Annotated in this window: 18 protein-coding genes; 7 read left to right on the top strand and 11 right to left on the bottom strand. The window is 66.6% G+C overall.

Annotated elements, in window-relative coordinates; all coding sequences use genetic code 11:
* Window positions 1-30: 30 nt before the first annotated feature.
* From ACOMG5_RS05105 to ACOMG5_RS05095, 3 genes are all read left to right on the top strand, one after another.
* Complete coding sequence (locus ACOMG5_RS05105) at window positions 31-495, top strand: peroxiredoxin (RefSeq protein WP_420342707.1); 465 nt, start codon at window positions 31-33, stop codon at window positions 493-495.
* A 207-nt stretch (window positions 496-702) separates the two neighbouring features.
* Window positions 703-2,013, top strand: a complete 1,311-nt coding sequence (locus ACOMG5_RS05100; protein ID WP_420342706.1) for a DUF5930 domain-containing protein — start codon at window positions 703-705, stop codon at window positions 2,011-2,013.
* Window positions 2,003-2,491 (top strand): bactofilin family protein, encoded by a 489-nt coding sequence (locus ACOMG5_RS05095; RefSeq protein ID WP_420342705.1) that lies wholly within the window; start codon window positions 2,003-2,005, stop codon window positions 2,489-2,491. Before ACOMG5_RS05100 ends, ACOMG5_RS05095 begins: the two co-directional genes overlap by 11 nt.
* 70 nt (window positions 2,492-2,561) lie before the next feature.
* Here the strand turns inward: ACOMG5_RS05095 and ACOMG5_RS05090 are convergent, their stop codons facing one another.
* A complete protein-coding gene (locus ACOMG5_RS05090) occupies window positions 2,562-3,335 on the bottom strand; it encodes a DUF2189 domain-containing protein (RefSeq protein ID WP_420342704.1) in 774 nt (257 codons plus the stop codon).
* Between the two features lie 277 nt (window positions 3,336-3,612).
* Between ACOMG5_RS05090 and ACOMG5_RS05085 the strand changes: the two genes are divergently transcribed.
* A complete protein-coding gene (locus tag ACOMG5_RS05085; RefSeq protein ID WP_420342703.1) occupies window positions 3,613-4,173 on the top strand; it encodes a manganese efflux pump MntP family protein in 561 nt (186 codons plus the stop codon).
* Here ACOMG5_RS05085 and ACOMG5_RS05080 read toward each other — a convergent pair.
* The 5 genes from ACOMG5_RS05080 to ACOMG5_RS05060 all read right to left on the bottom strand — a co-directional run bounded on the left by ACOMG5_RS05080 (window position 4,165) and on the right by ACOMG5_RS05060 (window position 10,957).
* Entirely contained in the window at window positions 4,165-4,713 is a 549-nt protein-coding gene (locus ACOMG5_RS05080; RefSeq protein WP_420342702.1) for an AAA family ATPase, read from the bottom strand. The two genes, ACOMG5_RS05085 and ACOMG5_RS05080, sit on opposite strands and share 9 nt — an antisense overlap.
* A gap of 4 nt (window positions 4,714-4,717) precedes the next feature.
* Window positions 4,718-5,845 (bottom strand): peptide chain release factor 2, encoded by a 1,128-nt coding sequence (gene prfB / locus ACOMG5_RS05075; RefSeq protein WP_420342701.1) that lies wholly within the window; start codon window positions 5,843-5,845, stop codon window positions 4,718-4,720.
* A 67-nt stretch (window positions 5,846-5,912) separates the two neighbouring features.
* Complete coding sequence (locus ACOMG5_RS05070; RefSeq protein WP_420342700.1) at window positions 5,913-8,453, bottom strand: penicillin-binding protein 1A; 2,541 nt, start codon at window positions 8,451-8,453, stop codon at window positions 5,913-5,915.
* A 98-nt stretch (window positions 8,454-8,551) separates the two neighbouring features.
* Entirely contained in the window at window positions 8,552-9,769 is a 1,218-nt protein-coding gene (locus tag ACOMG5_RS05065; RefSeq protein WP_420342699.1) for an N-acetylmuramoyl-L-alanine amidase, read from the bottom strand.
* Between the two features lie 48 nt (window positions 9,770-9,817).
* Complete coding sequence (locus ACOMG5_RS05060; protein WP_420342698.1) at window positions 9,818-10,957, bottom strand: pyridoxal phosphate-dependent aminotransferase; 1,140 nt, start codon at window positions 10,955-10,957, stop codon at window positions 9,818-9,820.
* 139 nt (window positions 10,958-11,096) lie between these two features.
* Here ACOMG5_RS05060 and ACOMG5_RS05055 point away from each other — a divergent pair, with 139 nt between their 5' ends.
* Window positions 11,097-11,837 (top strand): DsbA family protein, encoded by a 741-nt coding sequence (locus ACOMG5_RS05055; protein WP_420342697.1) that lies wholly within the window; start codon window positions 11,097-11,099, stop codon window positions 11,835-11,837.
* An 86-nt stretch (window positions 11,838-11,923) separates the two neighbouring features.
* Window positions 11,924-12,406, top strand: a complete 483-nt coding sequence (locus ACOMG5_RS05050; protein ID WP_420342696.1) for a hypothetical protein — start codon at window positions 11,924-11,926, stop codon at window positions 12,404-12,406.
* A gap of 5 nt (window positions 12,407-12,411) precedes the next feature.
* On the opposite strand, the gene ispG is transcribed toward ACOMG5_RS05050, so the two are convergent.
* From ispG to hemA, 3 genes are all read right to left on the bottom strand, one after another.
* Window positions 12,412-13,533 carry a flavodoxin-dependent (E)-4-hydroxy-3-methylbut-2-enyl-diphosphate synthase gene (ispG, locus tag ACOMG5_RS05045; RefSeq protein WP_420342695.1) on the bottom strand — a complete coding sequence of 374 codons (1,122 nt, stop codon included), beginning with the start codon at window positions 13,531-13,533 and terminating at the stop codon, window positions 12,412-12,414.
* An 80-nt stretch (window positions 13,534-13,613) separates the two neighbouring features.
* On the bottom strand, window positions 13,614-14,855 hold the full coding sequence (locus tag ACOMG5_RS05040) for a RodZ domain-containing protein (protein ID WP_420342694.1): 1,242 nt from the start codon (window positions 14,853-14,855) through the stop codon (window positions 13,614-13,616).
* 110 nt (window positions 14,856-14,965) lie between these two features.
* Window positions 14,966-16,192 (bottom strand): 5-aminolevulinate synthase, encoded by a 1,227-nt coding sequence (gene hemA, locus ACOMG5_RS05035; RefSeq protein ID WP_420342693.1) that lies wholly within the window; start codon window positions 16,190-16,192, stop codon window positions 14,966-14,968.
* A gap of 209 nt (window positions 16,193-16,401) precedes the next feature.
* Here hemA and ACOMG5_RS05030 point away from each other — a divergent pair, with 209 nt between their 5' ends.
* On the top strand, window positions 16,402-17,778 hold the full coding sequence (locus ACOMG5_RS05030; RefSeq protein WP_420342692.1) for a M20/M25/M40 family metallo-hydrolase: 1,377 nt from the start codon (window positions 16,402-16,404) through the stop codon (window positions 17,776-17,778).
* A gap of 113 nt (window positions 17,779-17,891) precedes the next feature.
* On the opposite strand, the gene proB is transcribed toward ACOMG5_RS05030, so the two are convergent.
* Together proB and obgE are read right to left on the bottom strand one after the other, a co-directional pair.
* Window positions 17,892-19,025 carry a glutamate 5-kinase gene (gene proB, locus ACOMG5_RS05025; RefSeq protein ID WP_420342691.1) on the bottom strand — a complete coding sequence of 378 codons (1,134 nt, stop codon included), beginning with the start codon at window positions 19,023-19,025 and terminating at the stop codon, window positions 17,892-17,894.
* Window positions 19,013-20,038 carry a GTPase ObgE gene (obgE, locus tag ACOMG5_RS05020; RefSeq protein WP_420342690.1) on the bottom strand — a complete coding sequence of 342 codons (1,026 nt, stop codon included), beginning with the start codon at window positions 20,036-20,038 and terminating at the stop codon, window positions 19,013-19,015. The genes proB and obgE overlap by 13 nt, the downstream gene beginning before the upstream one ends.
* Between the last annotated feature and the right edge of the window lie 165 nt (window positions 20,039-20,203).

The following is a 20,203-nucleotide window of genomic DNA, read 5'->3' as shown; positions in this document are numbered from 1 at the left end:
ATCCGCGAGACCGCAACAAGGAGAAGCCACATGATCGGCACCGGCGACATCGCACCAGACTTCACCCTGCCACTGACCGGCTCCGACACGCCGCTCACGCTCTCGGCGCTGCGGCCGAAGCCGGTGGTGCTGTATTTCTACCCGAAGGACGACACGCCGGGCTGTACGCTGGAGGCGATCGACTTCACCCGCCTCGCCCCAGAATTCGCCGCAAAGGGCGCGGTCGTGATCGGGATCTCGCGCGACAGCCTGGCCAAGCACGAGAAGTTCTGCGCCAAGCACAGCCTCGGCATTCCGCTGGTGTCCGACGAGGACGGCACTGTGTGCGAGGCCTATGGCACCTGGGTCGAAAAAAAGATGTATGGCCGCACCTCGATGGGGATCCAGCGCGCGACTTTCCTGATCGACGGCAGCGGCCGGGTGGCGAAGGTCTGGCCGAAGGTCTCGGTCGATGGCCATGCGGCGGAGGCCCTTGCGGCACTGGACGCATTGTGAGAACGATCGGCGGGAATCTGCGCAGATTGCGCCGGTTCCCGCGCACACGCGGACGTGACCGGGAAAACCGGTTGCGTGAGGTCGGGCGCGGTTGCTAAATCCGGGATGCCCTACGGGGGGCGCATTGGCGCCTGTCGGGGTTCAGGAGTGTCGGGGGTCAGGGGCCGCTGCGCTCCGCCTTGATCGTACCATCACAGGAACACCGGCGTGCCCAGACGTTTTCTCGACCGCATCAACACGAGCCTTGAACGCTGGCTCCCGGAGCAACGTCTCTTCATCAAGTCCGAGACCGCGACCCGGTTCGTGCGGCTGCGCCCGCTGACGCAGCTGGGCGCACTGGCAATGGGCGGCGCGCTCTTTGCCTGGGCGGTGGGGGCGAGCTCGATCCTGTTCATCAACCACATCTCCTCGGGCAGCGCGCGCGATCAGGCCGCGCTGGCGCAGGCCGCCTTCGAGCAGCGTCTGGTCGCCCTCGCGCAGGAGCGCGACGCACGCGCAAGCGATGCCGCCGCCGCGCAGAAGCGGTTCCAGGTGGCGCTTGGCCAGGTCTCGCAGATGCAGTCGCAGCTTCTGGCCAGCGAGGAGCGCCGCCGCGAGGTGGAGACCGGCCTCGATGTCGTGCAGGCGACGCTGAAGCGCACGATGGGCGAGCGTGACACCGCCCGCAAGGCGCTGGCCGAGACCACCGGCGAGGACCGCGCCGGATCGCTCGCCGCCCGCGCCGACGACATGTCGAGCACGGTGGACATGCTGACCGCGGCCCTGGGCGCGACCGCCGCCGAACGCGACACCGCCGTGCGCGACGCGCAGGACGCCCGCGTGGAAGCCGACCGCATCGCGCAGGACAAGCGCCTGATGGAAGAGCGCAACGCGCGGATCTTCACCACGCTGGAAGGCGCGGTGAACATCTCGCTGAAGCCGCTCGACCGCATGTTCCGCAACGCGGGCATGAACCCGGAGTCGATCCTGTCGCAGATCCGCAAGGGCTATTCCGGCACCGGCGGCCCGCTGATGCCGATCAGCATGTCCTCGAAGAACATGGACGAATTCGCAGGCGATACCGCCCGCGCGCAGGGCATCCTGAATACGCTCGACGAAATGAACATGTACCGCATCGCGGTCGACCGGCTGCCCTTCGCGGTGCCGCTGGAGGGGGGCTACCGCTTCACCTCGCCGATGGGTTATCGCTGGGGGCGGCTGCATGCGGGCATCGACCTCGCAGGCCCTGTGGGGATGAAGGTCAAGGTTCCGGCCGATGGCACCGTCGTAGAGGCCGGCTGGGAGAATGGCTACGGCCTGATGGTGAAGGTGCAGCACGAATTCGGCGTCAGCACGGTTTACGGCCATCTGTCGAAAATCCGCGTGAAGGTCGGTCAAAAGGTGTCGCGCGGGGAGCTGATTGCTGATAGTGGGAATACCGGGCGTTCCACGGGACCGCATCTGCATTATGAAATCCGGGTTGGCGGCGCGCCGATCAATCCGATGACCTTCATCAAGGCTGCACAGAATGTTTTCTAAGAGCAAAATCCACGAACCCGGCCCGAAGGCCGCTCCGGAAACCGAAAAGGCAGAGGCCCCCGCCGTGCCCGGCCCCGCGGGTGGATTCTCGGCCCCGCGCGCGAAGCCGCCGGTCTCGGTCCTGTCCTCGGATCTGGTGATCAGCGGCAACATCAAGACCACCGGCGACATCCAGGTCGAAGGTACGGTGGAAGGCGATATCCGCGCCCATCTGCTGACCGTGGGCGAAACCGCCACGATCAAGGGCGAGATCGTCGCCGATGACATCGTCATCAACGGCCGCGTCGTCGGCCGCGTGCGTGGGCTGAAGGTCCGGCTGACCTCGACTGCGAAGGTCGAGGGCGACATCATCCACAAGACCATCGCGATCGAATCCGGCGCGCATTTCGAGGGCTCGGTCCAGCGCCAGGAGGACCCGCTCCAGGGCGCCTCCGCGCCGAAGCTGGCACCGCCGACCGAAAACAGCTACGCGGGCTGATCCCGCCGCTCCCGGCCTTTCAGGGCAGCCCGTGGGGCTGCCCTTTTTCATGCGCTCAGTCCGTCACCTCTCAGTCCGTCACCTCGCGGTAGATGTGCCAGCTGGCATGGCCCAGCACCGGCAGCACCACGAAGAGCCCGAGGAACATCGGCACCATCGCCGCAAACAGAAGCACAGCGATGGTCGTGGCCCAGCCAAGCATCATCCCCGGATTGGTCCGTACCGCCTCCACCGAGGCAATCATCGCCGTGACCACATCGACTTCACGCTCCATCAGCAGCGGCAGGCCGATCACCGTGATCGAGAACAGCACCGCGGCCATCCCCGCGCCCACCAGCGTGCCCACCGCCAGCATCATCACCCCATGCGGCGTGAGCAGGACTTCGGGCGAGGTGCTGATATTGGTCAGCGCGCGGGTGCCCATGAACACCGCAAAGATCGTATGCGCCACGAAGACCCAGAACATGAACATCATCAGCACGACCATGCCCATGGAGGGCAACTGCCGGTCCTTCTGGGCGAAGACCACGCCGAGCACCTCGCGCCACAGGAGCGGCTCGCCCGCCTCCAGCCTGCGGCTGACCTCGAACAGGCCAATGGCCGCGAAGGGCGCGATCAGCGGAAAGCCCGCGATGAAGGGGATCAGCCACCATTCGTGGCCATTCGCCCAGAGCACCAGCCAGAGCACGATGCCCCCCAGCACATAAACCCCCGAGAAGAACAACCCGAAAGCCGGCGCCCGGCGGAAATCCTGCATGCCGCGGCGCAGGGCCTCGGGCACGGTGGAGATCGGCACGTCGCGGATCACAGGCAATTCCGACGGGGCATCAGCAATCTGCACCATCCTTTTCCTCCCTGAAACCGGCCCCCTCCCAAGGGCCTCGGGCAAGGATGCGGAGCAAATTCCCGTCCGGCAAGAAAATCCCTCGCGGCGGCGCGGCACGGCAGCTGCGGAAAGCGCGTCAGTACTCCTGCCGGGACTGTAGAATACAGCCCCGTGCACGAAACATGCGCATGGCTTTATCTATATGTTTTTATTTACATTTAATTCTCGCACAGGCACAAGGCCCGGACTTCGCCGCCGCAGCATCGAAGCCCCTCCCAGCGAATGGAGTTCTTCCATGGCCCCCTTCACCATCGGCCTTCTGGCCATGAGCATGTCCGTCGATGCCTTCGCAGCCTCGATCGGGCGCGGCGCGAGCACGGCGCGGCACGGGCTCGCCGCGATCCTCGCCACCGGGCTGACCTTCGGCATCATCGAGGCGATCACGCCCCTGATCGGCTGGGGGCTGGGCATGGTCGCGAGCCGTTATGTGGAGGCGTTCGATCACTGGGTCGCCTTCGGGCTGCTGGCCTCGGTCGGGCTGCACATGGCCTGGCACGCCCTGACCGCGGAGGAAGCCGCCACCCCCCGCCGCGGCGGCCGCTGGGCGCTGGTGGCAACTGCCATCGGCACCTCGCTCGATGCGATGGCCGTCGGCGCCTCGCTCGCCTTCCTCGATGTGAACATCCTCGTCATCGCTGCCGCCATCGGCCTTGCCACCATGGCGATGAGCACGCTCGGCCTGGTGCTCGGGCGCCTTCTCGGGCAGCGCTTCGGGCGCGGAACGGAAGTGCTGGGCGGCGTGGTTCTGGTGATCGTCGGGCTCGCGATCCTCTACGAGCATCTCGGCTCAGCGTAACCGCGCCAGCGCCGCATCGACCATTTCCGCGAGAGGGCGCGTCCCCACCAGCTCCAGCACCGGCTCCGCCCGCCCCGCCAGCCATTCGCGATGCCGCTGCAGGCTGCGGCCGCCGAAATAGGGGTCGTCATAGGAGGCGGCCCATTTCAGGAATTCGCGGTGATTGTGCTCCATGTCGCCGCCGGGCTTGATCCTGTCACCGAATTTTTCGGTCTCGCGGCGCCGGATTCGGGCGAGGCGCACCGGCGTCGGCGTCTGCATCAGGATGATCAGCTGCGCGCCCTGAATGGCGGGCTCGCCCCAGCCATCGGCCGAGCCCGACAGAACCCAGCCGCCCGCCACGCCCTGCGCCACCTGCTCGGCCAGGATCAGCGCCACGCGCTCCGCAACCGGGCGCTTCACGGTATAGGGAGGGTCGCTCGGCGCCCAGTAGAAGTCATCCGTATCCAGATGCACCACGCCGAGACGCTCGGCCAGACCCCGCCCGAGCGACGAGGTCCCCGATCCTGCGGCGCCGGTGATGTAGACCCGCGCCGCCACCCGATCAATCCTCGGCCTGAGCGTCGGCCCGGGATTTCCCCTCGACCCCGAGCGCCAGCGTCGCCGCCATGAAGCCGTTGAGGTCGCCGTCCAGAACGCCCTGCGTATCCGATGTCTCGTATCCGGTGCGCAGGTCCTTCACCATCTGGTAGGGCTGCAGCACATAGGAGCGGATCTGGTTGCCCCAGCCCGCCTCGCCCTTCGCCTCGTGCTGGGCGTTGATCTCGGCGTGGCGCTTGTCCAGCTCCATCTGATAGAGCCGCGCCTTCAGCGCGATCATCGCCGCTTCCCGGTTCTGGTGCTGTGATTTCATTGAGGAGGTGGTGACGATGCCGGTGGGCAGGTGGGTGATCCGCACGGCGGAGTCGGTCGTGTTCACGTGCTGGCCGCCCGCGCCCGAGGAACGATAGGTATCGATCCGGATATCGGAGGGGTTCACCACGATGTCGATATTGTCGTCCACCACCGGATAGACCCAGACCGAGCTGAACGACGTATGCCGGCGCGCCGCGGAATCGTAGGGCGAAATCCGCACCAGCCGGTGCACGCCCGATTCCGATTTCAGCCAGCCATAGGCATTCGGGCCGCTGATCTTGTAGGCGACCGAGCGGATCCCCGCCTCATCGCCCGCAGTTTCGGATTGCAGCTCGACCGTATAGCCCTTCTTCTCCGCCCAGCGGGTATACATCCGCGCCAGCATCGAGGCCCAGTCGCAGCTCTCGGTGCCGCCCGCGCCCGCGTTGATTTCGAGGAAGGTGTCGTTGCCGTCGGCCTCGCCATCCAGCAGTGCCTCCAGCTCCTTCTGATCGGCCAGAACCTTCAGCTCCTTCAGGCTCTTCTCCGCCTCGGAGACGATCTCCGGATCGTCCTCCATCTCGCCAAGCTCGATCAGATCGACATTGTCGGTCAGCTCGCGGTCGATGCGGCGGTAGGTCTCCACCTTGTCCATCAGCATCTGCCGCTCGCGCATGAGCTTCTGCGCGCGCTCCGGATCAGACCACAGGTCGCCATCCTCGATCATCGCGTTGAACTCTTCCAGCCGGTGCGGGGCGGTTTCCCAATCCATCCGCTGGCCCAGCAGTTTCAGCGATTTGCGGATCGCGTCCACGATGTTCTGCGTTTCGGCGCGCATAGTCTTCCTCTTGTCTGTCAGGCGCGGTGATACAGCCTCGGGCGCGCCCGGGCAAGCGGCACGGGGCTCAGTAGAGCCCGCCCGAACTCACCGTGCCGAAATCGGCCTTTTTCGGGATCACCTTGGTCTCGCCGGTGGAGGTGGTCACGGACTGGCCGCCCTCGTCGGTCTCGCCCGCGTGGAACAGCGGCAGGTTCTGCCCCATGGCGAAGCCGCCATCCACCACGATGCCGAGGCCGATCAGGTCCTGGCCCTCGCGCAGATATTCGGCCTGCACGAAATCGCCGGTCGCATCATCGGCCAGCCGCTCCCCGGTGAAGCGGTTGAACTTCGCCCAATAGCCCCCCGGCGGCACCTTGAACTGGCTGCCGCCATAGACCTTCACCGCCTCGGTCATGAATTGCTGGAACACCGGGCCGCAGAGCGTGGCGCCGAAGGCACTGTCGCCGAGCGTGCGGGGCTGATCGTAGCCGATGTGGCAGGAGGCCACGATATTCGAGGTGAAGCCGGTGAACCACACGTCCTTGGCGTCGTTCGTGGTCCCGGTCTTGCCCGCCACCGGCACCGGCAGGTTGATGCCACGGCCGGTGCCGCGCTGCATCACGCCCTGCATCATGGTGATCATCTGATAGGCGGTGATCGGGTTGATCAGCTGCTCCTGCGGGTTGTCGATCCGGGGGCCGAGCCCCTGCGCGAGGTTCAGCCGGTCGCAATCCTCGCAGATGCGCTGATCGTGGCGGTAGATCGTGCGGCCCCAGCGGTCCTGCACCCGATCGACGAGGGTCGGCTCCACCCGCTTGCCGCCATTGGCAAACATCGCATAGGCGGAGACGAGCTTGAACATCGTCGTCTCCTGCGAGCCGAGCGCGTTCGCGAGATAGTGGCTCATCGGCGTATAGACCCCGAAGCGCTCGGCATAGCCTGCGATCGTGTCCATGCCCACTTCCTGCGCAATCCGCACCGTCATCAGGTTTCGCGACTGTTCGAGCCCGGTGCGCATCGGCGTCGGGCCGTAGTATTTGTTCGAGGAGTTCTTCGGCCGCCACAGGCCCTGCGGCGTGTTCACCTCAATCGGCGCATCGACGACGATCGTCTCGGGGCTGAAGCCCGAATCCAGCGCCGCAGCATAGACGAAGGGCTTGAAGTTCGATCCCGGCTGCCGCATCGCCTGCGTCGCGCGGTTGAACACCGAGGACTGGTAGCTGAAGCCGCCCTGCATCGCGATCACCCGGCCGGTGTTCACGTCCATCGCCATGAACGAGCCCTCGACGAGCGGCACCTGCCGCAGCGACCAGCGCCGCGCATCGCCCTGCCCGATCTCGCGCACCAGCACCACGTCGCCCACCGAGACGAGATCCGCAGGCACCTTCGCGCGCGGCCCGAGCCGGCCGTCGCTGCCGAGCTTGCGCGCCCAGGTCATGTCGCTCGCGGGGATGGTCGCGGCCTCGTGATGGCCCTCGATCCCGATCCGCGCGCCCTTGGCATCCATCGCCAGCACCACCGCCGGATACCAGCCCGCGATGTCGCGGGGCGCCTTGTCGGTGGAGATCGCCGAAAGCGCCGCGCGCCAGTCCTTCTCGTCCTTCAGCTTGTCGGGCGCGATCACGGCGCCGGTCCCGCGCCACACGCCGATGCCGCGGTCGTATTTCTCCAGCGCATCCTGCAGCGCCTTCGCCGCCTCCAGCTGCATCTCCGGGTCGATCGTCGCGCGGATGGTAAGCCCGCCGCCGAAGAACTCGTCCTGGCCGAAGCTGCGCGACAGCTGGCGCCGGATCTCGTCGGTGAAATAGTCGCGCGGGGGCAGGTTCTGCCGGAAGGGCGCATAATCGCCGCGCTGCACCGTCTTCAGCGGCTCGGCCACGGCCGCGGCCATCTGGTCCACGGTGATCTTGCCGTCCTCGAACAGCCGCCGCAGCACATAGTCGCGCCGCTGCACCGCCTCGTCATAGGCGCGCACCGGATGCAGCGCCGCCGGCGCCTTCGGCAGGGCGGCCAGATAGGCGGCCTCGGCCGGGCTCAGCTGGCTCAGTGTCTTGCTGAAATAGGTCTGCGCGGCCGCGGCCACGCCATAGGAATTCTGCCCGAGGTAGATCTCGTTCAGATAGATCTCGAGGATCTTGTCCTTCGGAAGCGCCCGCACCAGGCGCGTGGACAGGATCAACTCCTTGATCTTGCGCTCGATCGAGCGCGATCCATCGAGGAGAAGGTTCTTCGTCACCTGCTGCGGAATGGTCGAGGCGCCGCGCACGTCGCGCCCGCCCGATTTGATCGCATCAAGCCCGGCTGCGACCATGCCGCGCGGATCGAAGCCCGCATGGCTGTAGAAATTCTTGTCCTCGGCCGAGATGAAGGCATCCTTCACCAGATCCGGCACCTGATCGATCGGCACGAACAGGCGGCGCTCCTCGGCGAATTCGTCGATCAGCTTGCCTTCGCCCGAATAGATCCGCGAGATCGTTTTGGGCGTGTACTGCGCCAGCTGCTCATAGCTCGGCAGGTTGCGCGAATACATCCAGAACACGCCCCCGACCGTCAACGCCGCAAAGAACAGCGCGGTGACGACCCAGGAGAAGATCCCCCCGAATGTGGACAGCACGAAACGGATCAAGCGGCACCCCCATCGGGACGGCAGGCCCCGGACGGGACCCTATAGCGCGCATGCCCGGCCGGGTCAAAACAAGATCGGGTCACAGTCGCGGGAGGCCGCTACTGCCGCAGGAGCTTGCCCTCGGCCGCGTCCGCCTGCGCCCAGCTCTGCACCCCGCGGGTGACCGCCTGCGCCATCGAGGCGCGCCAGTTCGGATCCAGCAGCCGCGCCCGGTCCGCGGCCGAGGACAGGAAGCCCAGCTCCAGCAGCACGGAGGGAATATCGGGCGATTTCAGCACGGAGAAATCCGCCCGCTGCACCGGGTGCTTGTGCATCTGCATGCCCGCGCCCTTGATCGCGCCCGCCATCACCTGCGCGAGCCGCACCGAGCGCGGCTGTGTCTCGACGCGCGCCATATCCATCAGCACCCCGGCCACATTGTCGTCATGCCCGGTCAGGTCCACCCCGGCAAGCAAATCGGCGCGGTCGTGCCGCTCGGCGAGCTTCTGCGAGGCCGCGTCCTGATCGCCCTCATCGAGCAGATAGACGGTGGCGCCATTCGCCTCGCCCTCGGCCAGCGCATCGGCATGGAGCGAAATGAACAGATCCGCCCCCGTCACCCGCGCCAGGGTGATGCGCATTTCCAATGGCACGAACACGTTCTCGTCGCGGGTGAGCGCGACTTCCATCCCCGCGCGCGTCATCGTCTCCTTCAGCTCGCGCGCGAAGGTCAGCGTGAGGATCGCCTCGTGCAGGCTGTCGGCCTCGGCGCCCGGATCGATGCCGCCATGGCCCGGATCCAGAACCACCCGCAGCGGGCGCGATCCATCCTGGCGCTGGTGCGGCGCCATGTCCGAGGAAGCAGGCTGCGGCAGATCCCACAGCGCCGATTCCGGCGCCCCGGTGCGCGCGGCGAAATCCGCGGCCTGCGTGCGCGCCAGCCGGAGCACGATGCGGGCCGCGTCGCCGGTCTCCTCGACCGCGGTCTCGATCCGCGCGGGGCCCGAGAGCTCCGCCACCAGCCGCGACCAGCCCAGCCGGAACCGGCCCCACCGCAGATCCCGGATCAGGCCCTTGTCGCCCGCCGGCTGCGGCTCCGCCGTACCGAAATCCACCTCGCGGAAATCCGCGACCAGCCGCGGCGGATTGTCCAGCAGGAAGGCACGGAACGGCACCGGCTGGCTGAGGCCAAGGGTGATCTCCGCCTCCGCCGCCCCGTTCTCGAAGGTGCTGCGCCCGGCCTCAAGCCGCGCCAGCCCCGACAGCTGCTGCGCCGCCACCGGCAGCGCCAGCCACAGCGCGCACAGCAGCGCGACAATGCCCGTTCCGTATCTCATGCCTGCTCCGTTTTCGGCCTTATAGCGCGGCCGGAGCCCGCCGAACAGCTAGCGCGCGGCCATGAAGGCGGTGAGCCGCCGCAGCCCTTCGGCGATATCCTCGGTCGCGCGGGCATAGGAGAAGCGCAGGGTGCGCGCACCGCGGTGCGGATCGAAATCGAGCCCCGGCGTCACTGCGACACCGGCCTGATCGAGGATCTCGCGCGCGAGGAGCTGGCTGTCTTCGGTCAGCTCCGACACATCGGCATAGATGTAAAAGGCCCCGTCGGGCGGCGCGATCCTGGTAAACCCGGCCTTCGGCAGCCCTTCCAGCATAAGCCGGCGGTTCTCGGCATAAACGGCGCGGTTCGCCTCCAGCTCGTCCACCGCCTCCAGCGCCGCGAGCGCTGCGACCTGGCTCGCATGGGTCGGGCAGATGAACATGTTCTGCGCCAGCCGCTCCACCGTGCGCACATGATCCTCCGGCACCACCATCCAGCCGATACGCCAGCCGGTCATGCTGAAATATTTGGAGAAGGAGTTGATCACATAGGCCTCGTCCGAGATTTCCAGCGCGCTGACCGCGCGGCCCTCGTAGTGCAGGCCATGGTAGATTTCGTCGGAGACGAAGCTGATCCCGCGGCGCGCGGCTTCGGCCATCAGCGCCGCCAGCGGCTCGCGGCCCAGCATCGTGCCCGAAGGGTTGCCGGGCGAGGCCACGATCAGCCCCTGGACGCCCGCGGGAATTTCGGATGGCACCGGCTGGTAGCGGTTCTCGGGCCTGGTCGCGAAGCCCACCGGCTCCACCGACATCGCCCGCAGGATCTGGCGGTAGCTCGGATAGCCGGGCTCCCCGAGCGCCACCCGGTCGCCCGCATCGAACAGCGCCGCGAAAGCCAGCAGGAAGGCCCCGGAGGAGCCGGCAGTGACCACGACCCGCCCCGGATCCAGCTCCACCCCATACCAGCGCCGGTAAAGCCCCGCGATCCCTTCGCGCAGGGCCGGCAGCCCGAGCGCCACGGTATAGCCGAGCGCATCACGCTCCAGCGCATCGGCCAGCGCCGCACGCGCGGCCCGGGGCGCGGGTGTGGAGGGCTGGCCCACCTCCATATGAATGATGTGGCGCCCGGCATCCTCGGCCGCGCGGGCGGCTTCCATCACATCCATCACGATGAAGGGATCGACCTGACCACGGGTTGAGAAACGCATGCAGCACCTCCAGTATGCGCGCCACCGCCACCGGCGGGCACCCTGCCGATAGGCCGCGCGGGGGCTGTGGTCAATGCCGCTTGCACCCGCCCGGCGGTTGGACCACTGTGCCCGCGCCCGCCATTGCCTGAGGATCCAGATGAAACGCACCCTGTTCGCCGCCCTGCTCGCCATGACCGCCCTGCCCGCCCATGCGCTCGATCTTTCGGCGATGACGGAGGCGGAGAAGGCCGCCTTCGGCCAGGCAGTGAAGGACTACCTGATGGAGAACCCGCAGGTCCTCGTCGAGGCGATCAACAAGCTGGAGGAGCGCCAGGCCGCGGCCGAGGCGCAGAACGACAAGCAGCTCGTCGCGACCAATGCGAAGGAGATTTTCGAGGACGGCCATTCCTGGGTTGGCGGCAACCCGGAGGGCGATGTGACCATCGTCGAATTCATGGATTACCGCTGCAGCTACTGCAAGAAGGCCTATTCCGAGGTGGACCAGCTGCTGAAGAAGGATGGCAAGATCCGCTTCGTGGTGAAGGAATTCCCGATCCTCGGTCCGCAGTCGGAGCTCGCGGCGCGGTTCGCGGTGGCGGTGCAGCAGGTGGCGGGCGATGCGGCCTATGCGCAGATCCACGACGACCTGATGACCTTCCGCGGCGATTTCACCCTCGAAAGCCTGAAGCGGCTGGCTGAGAGCCGCAAGCTCGACAGCGACGCCCTGTTCAAGCGGATGAACGAAGAGGAAGTGAGCAATGTGCTGCGCGCGAACTACAAGCTCGCCGAACGGATGAACATCTCCGGCACGCCTGCCTTCGTCATCGGCGGCGACATGCTGCGCGGCTATGCGCCGCTGCCGCAGATGCAGAAGATCGTGGCGGATCAGCGGGGCTGACGAGGGCGGTGGGGGGAGCTTTCCTCAGATCAAAGGAAGGGCGGTTTCTAGGTACCGTCCATTCGTTCCTGGGAGCGGCGGAGTATTTGCTGACAGTTCCGGAAGACCGCCGGGGCGAAGTGTTCCGGCCGACGCATTTCCTAGCGGCACATGGGCTTGAATTGATGATCAAGGCCTGCCTGATACTGAATAAAAAGAAAGTTAAAAAGGAGGATGAAAAGGAAGCCCCTCAGAAGAAGAAAAATGGGCACGACATTGCCGCAGACTGGGCTTCGGAACTTTGCGAAAAACTGCGGTACTGTGCTCGCGTCCATGCAGCCGCTGTCGGTGTCGAAATGCAGCAGCACGGATACCTGAATCCGGACTTGACGGAAGACGGGCACCGTTCTGTTTTTGACATGCACGTCTCAGATCTTATCGCACTGCTTGGTGAAAGCGGCTATCCGCTCCGCTATCCCTCGGCCGACGGAAGCAAAAAGGCCCCGCCGCTCCCGTTCATGGTTACGGTCCTGCACCGGACAGCCAACGAGTTTCTCGAACACCCGATGGACTTTCGCATCAAGGGCTAGCGCGGCTATTCCGCCGCGTCCTGCGCGCGCTCGATCGCCTCTGCGCGGGCTTCCACCAGGCGCACGATCTCGTCCACCATGTCCGCGTTGGACATCTTGTGGCTCTGCTTGCCCGCCAGATAGACCATGCCCGAGCCGGCACCGCCGCCAGTGAAGCCGATATCCGTCATCAGCGCCTCGCCCGGCCCGTTCACCACGCAGCCGATGATGCTCAGGCTCATCGGCGTCTTGATATGCTCCAGCCGCTTTTCCAGGAGCTCGACCGTCTTGATCACGTCGAAGCCCTGGCGCGCACAGGAGGGGCAGGAGATGATCTGCACGCCGCGGGTGCGCAGGCCGAGCGATTTCAGGATCTCGAAGCCCATCTTCACCTCCTCGACCGGATCGGCCGAGAGGCTCACGCGGATCGTATCGCCGATCCCCATCCACAGCAGGTTGCCGAGCCCGATCGCGGATTTGACCGTCCCCGACATCAGCCCGCCCGCCTCGGTAATCCCGAGGTGGATCGGCGCGTCGGTCGCCTCAGCCAGCGCCTGATAGGCCGCGGCGGCGAGGAACACGTCGGAGGCCTTGCAGCTGATCTTGAACTCGTGGAAATCGTTGTCTTCCAGGATCTTGATATGGTCGAGCCCGCTCTCGACCATCGCCTCCGGGCAGGGCTCGCCGTATTTCTCCAGCAGGTGCTTTTCCAGCGAGCCCGCATTCACCCCGATCCGGATCGAGCAGCCGTGGTCGCGCGCCGCGCGAATGACTTCCTTCACCCGGCTCTCGTCGCCGATATTGCCGGGGTTGATCCGCAGGCAGGCCGCGCCCGCCTCCGCAGCCTCGATCGCGCGTTTGTAGTGGAAATGGATATCGGCCACGATCGGCACCGGGCTTTCCCGAACGATCTCGCGCAGGGCCCGCGTCGAGTCCTGATCGGGGGTGGAGACGCGGACGATATCCGCCCCCACCTCAGCCGCGCGGATCACCTGATCCAGCGTCGCCTTCACATCGGTGGTCAGCGTATTGGTCATCGTCTGCACCGAAATCGGCGCATCGCCGCCCACCGGCACGTTCCCCACCATGATCTGGCGCGATTTGCGGCGATCGATGCTGCGCCACGGGCGGACGGAATTGAGCGACATGTCAGGCCTCCGGTTTGCCCGCCACAAATAGGACAGCCGCCGCCCAAGGGCAACGGCTGCATCCACCATTCAGAAAAATGTCACTCGCCGACGGCAGGCTGCGCGAGCATCGGCCCGGCATCGGCGACGGTCACCATCTTCGCCAGATCGCCATCGGAGGAGGCATTGGCGACGGCGAATTTCTGCTCCAGCGCCTCGGGCGACAGGATCACATTCTTCACCACCTCGCCGCGCTTTCCGGCCGGGCCATGGGCCACGCCGTTCACAGCGAAATAGACGGCCCCCGACTCGCCGATCCGCATCACCGGCGGCTCCTCAAGCTTGGGCAGCGCGAAGCGCTCACCCGCGTCCATCACCTTTTCCAGCAGAACCGATCCATCCGCGGCCTTGATCCGCACCCAGGAAGGCCGCACCGCCAGAACCTCGACCGCGGGCGCCTCGGCGCCGGTGGTGCGCACCACCATCGGGCCGGATTGCGCCTCAGCGAGCTGCATCGGCGGCTGCGGCGCCGCGGACGCGGGCATCGGGCCCTGCGCCAGCACAGGCTCCGAAGGGGCGATACCGGTTCCGGCCAGCGCGCCGGTCTGGTTCGGGTCGATCGCCGCGATGGGGCCATCGCGCGCGATGAGCACCGGGGCCTCCAGCGCCTGCGGGCGATAGAGCCGGTCCAGCGCATCGGCCGAGGGCGCATCGGGCGCGCTTTCGTTGGCCGCGGTCTGCATCGAGGCCTTGGCACTGTCGAGCGGATCGATCTCCGCCGCCACGCCCGGGGCCTGATCCACCGGCGCGAGCTGCACCCGCTGCACTTCCTTCAGTACCGTCCAGCCACCATAGCCGAGCCCGCCCGCCATCAGCCCGAGCAGCAGCACGGAACCCACCGCGCGCAGCTCGATCTTGGCCCAGAACGACTCGGGCTTCGGGATGAAGGGCGTCGCCGGATTGGTGAGCGCATCGGTCATGTCGAGCACACGGGCGGTCGCCTTCTGCCCGGAGGCGGCAGGCGCCATGCCATGGGTGGGCTGAAACCCGGATTCCTCGCAGAACCGGGCGAAGGCCCATTCCGGATCCATGCCCAGATAGCGCGCATAAGACCGCACATAGCCCGCCACGAACGAGGGCGCATCGAAGGCCGAAAGATCGGTGCCTTCGATCGCGGCAATATAAGCCGCCTTGATGCGCAGCTCGCGCTGCACATCCAGAAGGGATTTGGCAAGCGTTGCCCGCTCGCCGCGCATGATATCGCCCAGCTTCAGCTCGAAGTCGTCAAAGCCTTTCGGCTTGACCTCTTCCTGCGTCGAAGGAGTGCTCCTCCGCCCGATCATCTGCCTGATCCTGCCTTCCCGAACAAAGATTATTGATTCGCGAGCCTATGCCCGCAATCCTTGACGGAGTCCTATCACAAGCCAGAGAGCCGTGCATCCGCAGAACGGGCTCAGGCGCTGGCCTCGGCGCGATTTAGCGCGCAGCGCGACCACAATGCATCCATGGACCGCACCAGATGGTCGATCTGTTTCGAATCGTGCACCGGTGAGGGGGTGAAGCGCAGCCGTTCCGTCCCGCGCGGGACGGTGGGGAAATTGATCGGCTGGACGTAAATCCCGAATTCTTCCAGCAGCATGTCGGACAGCATCTTGGTATGCACCGGGTCGCCGATGATCACCGGCACGATATGGCTGCCGTGGTCGATGATTGGCATGCCGAGGCCCTTCAGCCGCATCTTCAGGATCCGGGCATGCAGCTGCTGTGCCTCGCGCAGCTTCTGCCCTTCCGGCCCCTTCAGGTACCGGATCGAGGCCGCCGCCCCCGCCGCCACCGCAGGCGGCAGGGAGGTGGTGAAAATGAAGCCCGGCGCATAGGAGCGCAGCGCATCCATCATCTTCGCGGAGCCCGCCACATAGCCGCCATAGACCCCGAAGGCCTTGCCGAGCGTGCCGTTGAAAATGTCGATCCGGGTCTCGCCCAGCATTTCGGCGATGCCCGCCCCGCGCGGGCCATACATGCCCACCGCATGGACCTCATCCAGATAGGTCAGCGCATTGAATTCCGCCGCGAGGTCGCAGATCTCGCGGATCGGGCCGAAATCGCCATCCATCGAATAGACCGATTCGAAAGCGATCAGCTTCGGCGCCGCCGGGTCATCGGCCGCAAGCAGCGCGCGCAGATGCGCGAGGTCATTGTGCCGGAAGATCCGCTTTTCGCCCGGGCCGCGTTTGATCCCCTCGATCATCGAGGCGTGGTTCAGCGCATCGGAATAGATGATCAGCCCCGGGAACAGCCGGCGCAGCGTGCTCAGCGTCGCGTCATTGGCGATATAGGCCGAGCCGAAGACCAGCGCCGCCTCCTTGCCGTGCAGATCGGCAAGCTCCGCCTCCAGCGCCTTGTGGTAGCCCGTGGTGCCGGAAATATTGCGGGTGCCGCCCGATCCCGCGCCCACCGCATCCAGCGCCTCATGCATCGCGGCCAGAACCACCGGGTTCTGGCCCATGCCCAGATAATCGTTGCCGCACCAGACGGTGATCTCCTTCTGCGAGCCGTCCGGCCGGGTCCAGAGCGCCTTCGGATAGGCGCCCTTCTCGCGGACGATGTCGATGAAGGTGCGGTACCGCCCCTCGTCATGCAGCCGGGTCAGCGCCTGATCGAGTGTGCGTTGGTAGTCCATTTCCGTCTTCCCTTGCCTGTTCGCGGGGGTGCGTTTCCGGAAGAGCCATAGCGGCCGGGAGCGCCTTTCCCCTTGATAAAGATCAAATCCCCCGGAGGGGAGGGATAAATTGTCGCAAGGATGCATCAATTCGTCGTACGGCGGCTCCGGGCGGGCCGGTCTGGACAGTGCCGCACCGGGTGCTAGTCTCGCGCCAAAAGGAGGCTCCCATGACCCTTGACGCCGTTCTCACCCGCATCGACGACAGTATGCCCGCGGCGCTCGACCGCCTGATGGCGCTCTTGCGGATCCGGTCGATCTCCACCGATCCGGCCTACAAGGCGGAGTGCACCGCCGCGGCGGAATGGCTGGTGGCGGAGCTGAACGGGCTGGGCTTCGTGGCCGAGCTGCGCCCCACGCCCGGGCATCCGATGGTGGTCGCGCGCCATGAGGGGCCGGGGCCGAACCTGCTGTTCTATGGCCATTACGACGTGCAGCCGGTCGATCCGCTGAACCTGTGGCACCGCGACCCCTTCGACCCGGCGATCGAGGAAACCGCGAACGGCCCGGTGATCCGCGGCCGCGGCTCCTCCGACGACAAGGGCCAGCTGATGACCTTCATCGAGGCCTGCCGCGCCTGGAAGGCGGTGCATGGCACGCTGCCGGGCAACCTGACGATCTTCCTGGAGGGGGAGGAGGAATCCGGTTCGCCCTCGCTGATCCCGTTCATGGAGGCGAACCGCGCCGAGCTCAGCTGCGACCTCGCCCTCATCTGCGACACCTCGATGGTCTCCCCCGGTGTGCCCTCCATCGCCGGGCAGCTGCGCGGGATGCTGAAGGAGGAATTCACCCTCCACGGGCCCCGCATCGACCTGCATTCGGGCCATTACGGCGGCCCGGCGCTGAACCCGCTGCGCGAGATTTCCCATATCATCGCCTCTTTCCACGATGCCGATGGCCGGGTGGCGGTGGAGGGCTTCTACGCGGGCGTGCATGAGGTGCCCGAGGCGCTGAAGCGGCAGTGGGAAAGCTGCGGCTTCGACGAAAAGGACTACCTCGCCCATGCCGGCATGACCGTTGCCCACGGGGAAAAAGGCTACAGCACGCTGGAGCAGCAATGGGCCCGCCCGACGCTGGAGATCAACGGCCTTTGGGGTGGCTATCAGGGCGCAGGATCGAAAACGGTGATCCCGGCCGAGGCGCATGTGAAGATCACCTGCCGCCTGGTGGGCGACATGGACCCGGCCGATGTGCGGCGCAAGCTGCGCGCCCATGTGGAGGCGCGGCTGCCGGTGGATGCGACGGTGAGCTGGGACAGCGATCTGGACGGCGCACCCGCCGCAGTGATGGAGACCTCGCGCCCCGAATTCGAGGCGGCGCGGCAGGCGCTGTCGGATGAATGGAATCGCGAGGCGGTGATCGTGGGCATGGGCGGCTCGATCCCGATCGCCTATTATTTCAAATCGCTGCTGGGCATGGATGCGATGCTGATCGGCTATGCCAACGATGACGACGCCATCCACAGCCCGAACGAGAAATACGATGTGAAGAGCTTCCACAAGGGCATTCGCAGCTGGGCGCGGATCCTGGAGCGGATCGCAAAATAGGGGGCCGTCGGCCCCCTCCCCGGCGCGCGCTCCGTCCGATTTCGTTCGGAGTGTCGCCGCAGGCGAACGGTGGCTCCGCGGCTCCCGGAGCCTGCCGTCCCGGCCTGCCCGGGTCAGCCGATCACCATATCGTCGCGGTGGATCAGCGCCGCCCGGCCCGGATAACCGAGGATTTCTTCGATCTCGCGCGAGCGGTGCCCGGCGATACGCAGGGCCTCGTCCGCGGTATAGCGGATCAGGCCCTTGCCGAGCGCCGCACCATCCGGCCCCACGATCATGACGGGCTCGCCGCGGCCGAACCGGCCCACCACCCGCATCACACCCGCGGGCAACAGGGACTTGCCGAGCGCCAGCGCCGCCACCGCGCCCGCATCCACCACCACCTCGCCGCGCGGCTTCATCGCCGCGATCCAGCGTTTGCGCGCGGCCTGCGGATCGCCCTCCGGCAGGAACCAGGTGCAGCTCGCCCCCTCGGCCAGCGCCGTGAGCGGGCGCGGGGTGGAGCCCTCCATGATCGCCATGGCGCAGCCCCCGGCCACCGCCGTTTTGGCCGCGAGCAGCTTGGTCTTCATCCCGCCCTTCGAGAGCCCTGAAATCGGATCGCCCGCCATCGCCTCGATCTCGGGGGTGATATGGTCCACCACCTCGAAGCGCACCGCCGTCGGGTCCTCCTTCGGATTGGCGGAATAAAACCCGTCCACATCCGACAGCAGGATCAGCTGATCCGCACCGACCGTTACCGCGATCTGCGCCGCGAGGCGGTCATTGTCGCCGAAGCGGATCTCGTCCGTCGCGACCGTGTCGTTCTCGTTCACGATCGGCACCACGCCGAGGCCCAGCAGCGTCTCCATCGTGGCGCGGCTGTTCAGATAGCGCCGGCGGTCGTCGGTATCCTCCAGCGTCACGAGGACCTGCGCCGTCTTCACCCCATGCGGGGCCAGCACCTCCTCATAGGCGCGCGCGAGCCGGATCTGCCCGACCGCGGCCGCCGCCTGCGATTGCTCGAGCGCCAGCGCCCCCGCCGGCAGCTCCAGCACCCGCCGCCCGAGCGCGATCGAGCCCGACGACACCAGCACCACATCCGTGCCCCGCGCCCGCGCCGCCGCCACATCCTCGGCCAGCGCCCGCACCCAGTCTGTCTTCAGCCCGCCCGCGCCCACCAGGAGCGCCGAGCCGATCTTCACCACCACCCGGCGCGCCGCGCGCACATCGGGCTTCACCAGACTGTCCAGCGTTACGGCTGCCACGGCTGTTCCTCTTCCACATCGCGCCGGTCATCCTCGATCTGCGCCCAGATCGCCCGCAGCACCTCGGGCACGCCCTTCCGCGACACCCCCGACATCAGATACACCGGCCCGCCGACCGCCTTCTCCAGCGAGCGCTTGCGGCTGGCGAGCGTCTTCGGATCCAGCGCGTCGATCTTGTTCAGCGCGGTGATCCTCGGCTTGCCCGAGAGTTCCTCCGAATAGGCCTCCAGCTCGCCGATGATGGTCCGGTAATCCTTGGTGATCGTGCTCGACGTGCCATCCACCAGATGCAGCAGCACCGAGCAGCGCTCCACATGGCCCAGGAACTGATCGCCAAGGCCGCGCCCTTCGGAGGCGCCCTCGATCAGCCCAGGAATATCGGCCATCACGAATTCCTTGCCATCCACGCCCACCACGCCCAGGTTCGGCACCAGCGTGGTGAACGGATAATCCGCAATCTTCGGCCGCGCATTCGAGACCGCCGCGAGGAAGGTCGATTTCCCCGCATTCGGCAGCCCCAGAAGCCCCGCATCTGCAATCAGCTTCAGCCGCAGCCAGAGGGTACGCTCTACCCCCTCCTGCCCCGGGTTCGCGCGCGCGGGCGCCCGGTTTGTCGCGGACTTAAAGCGCATGTTGCCCCAGCCGCCATTGCCGCCCCTGGCCAGCAGCACCCGCTGCCCGACCTCGGTCAGATCGGCAATCACCGTCTCCTCATCCTCGTCGATGATCTCGGTGCCCACCGGCACCTTCAGCACCACATCGTCGCCATCGCGCCCGGTACACTGGCTGCCCATGCCATGCTGCCCGGTCTGGGCGAAGAAATGCTGCTGATAGCGGAAGTCGATCAGCGTATTCAGCCCCTCGACCGCCTCGGCCCAGACCGAACCGCCCTTGCCGCCATCGCCGCCATCTGGCCCGCCGAATTCGATGAATTTCTCGCGCCGGAACGACACGCAGCCGCCGCCCCCGGCGCCCGAGCGGATATAGACCTTCGCTAGATCGAGAAACTTCATCGTCCGAACCCTTGCTTTGCAAGGCGCCGACATACGCTGCACCGCGCGGCAATTCAAGCATCGGGTTTCGGCGCGGGGTGGTCCGGGAGGGCAGCGCCCTCCCGGCGGGTGGGGCTCGGGGAGGGCTGGCCCTCCCCGACCACCCTCCCGGCCCCGCAGATCACC

This window comes from Paenirhodobacter sp., assembly GCF_041916475.1.
Taxonomy (GTDB): Bacteria; Pseudomonadota; Alphaproteobacteria; order Rhodobacterales; family Rhodobacteraceae; genus Rhodobacter.
The sequence above is the reverse complement of the archived record's forward strand: the minus strand, read 5'-3'. Positions and strand labels throughout refer to the sequence as shown.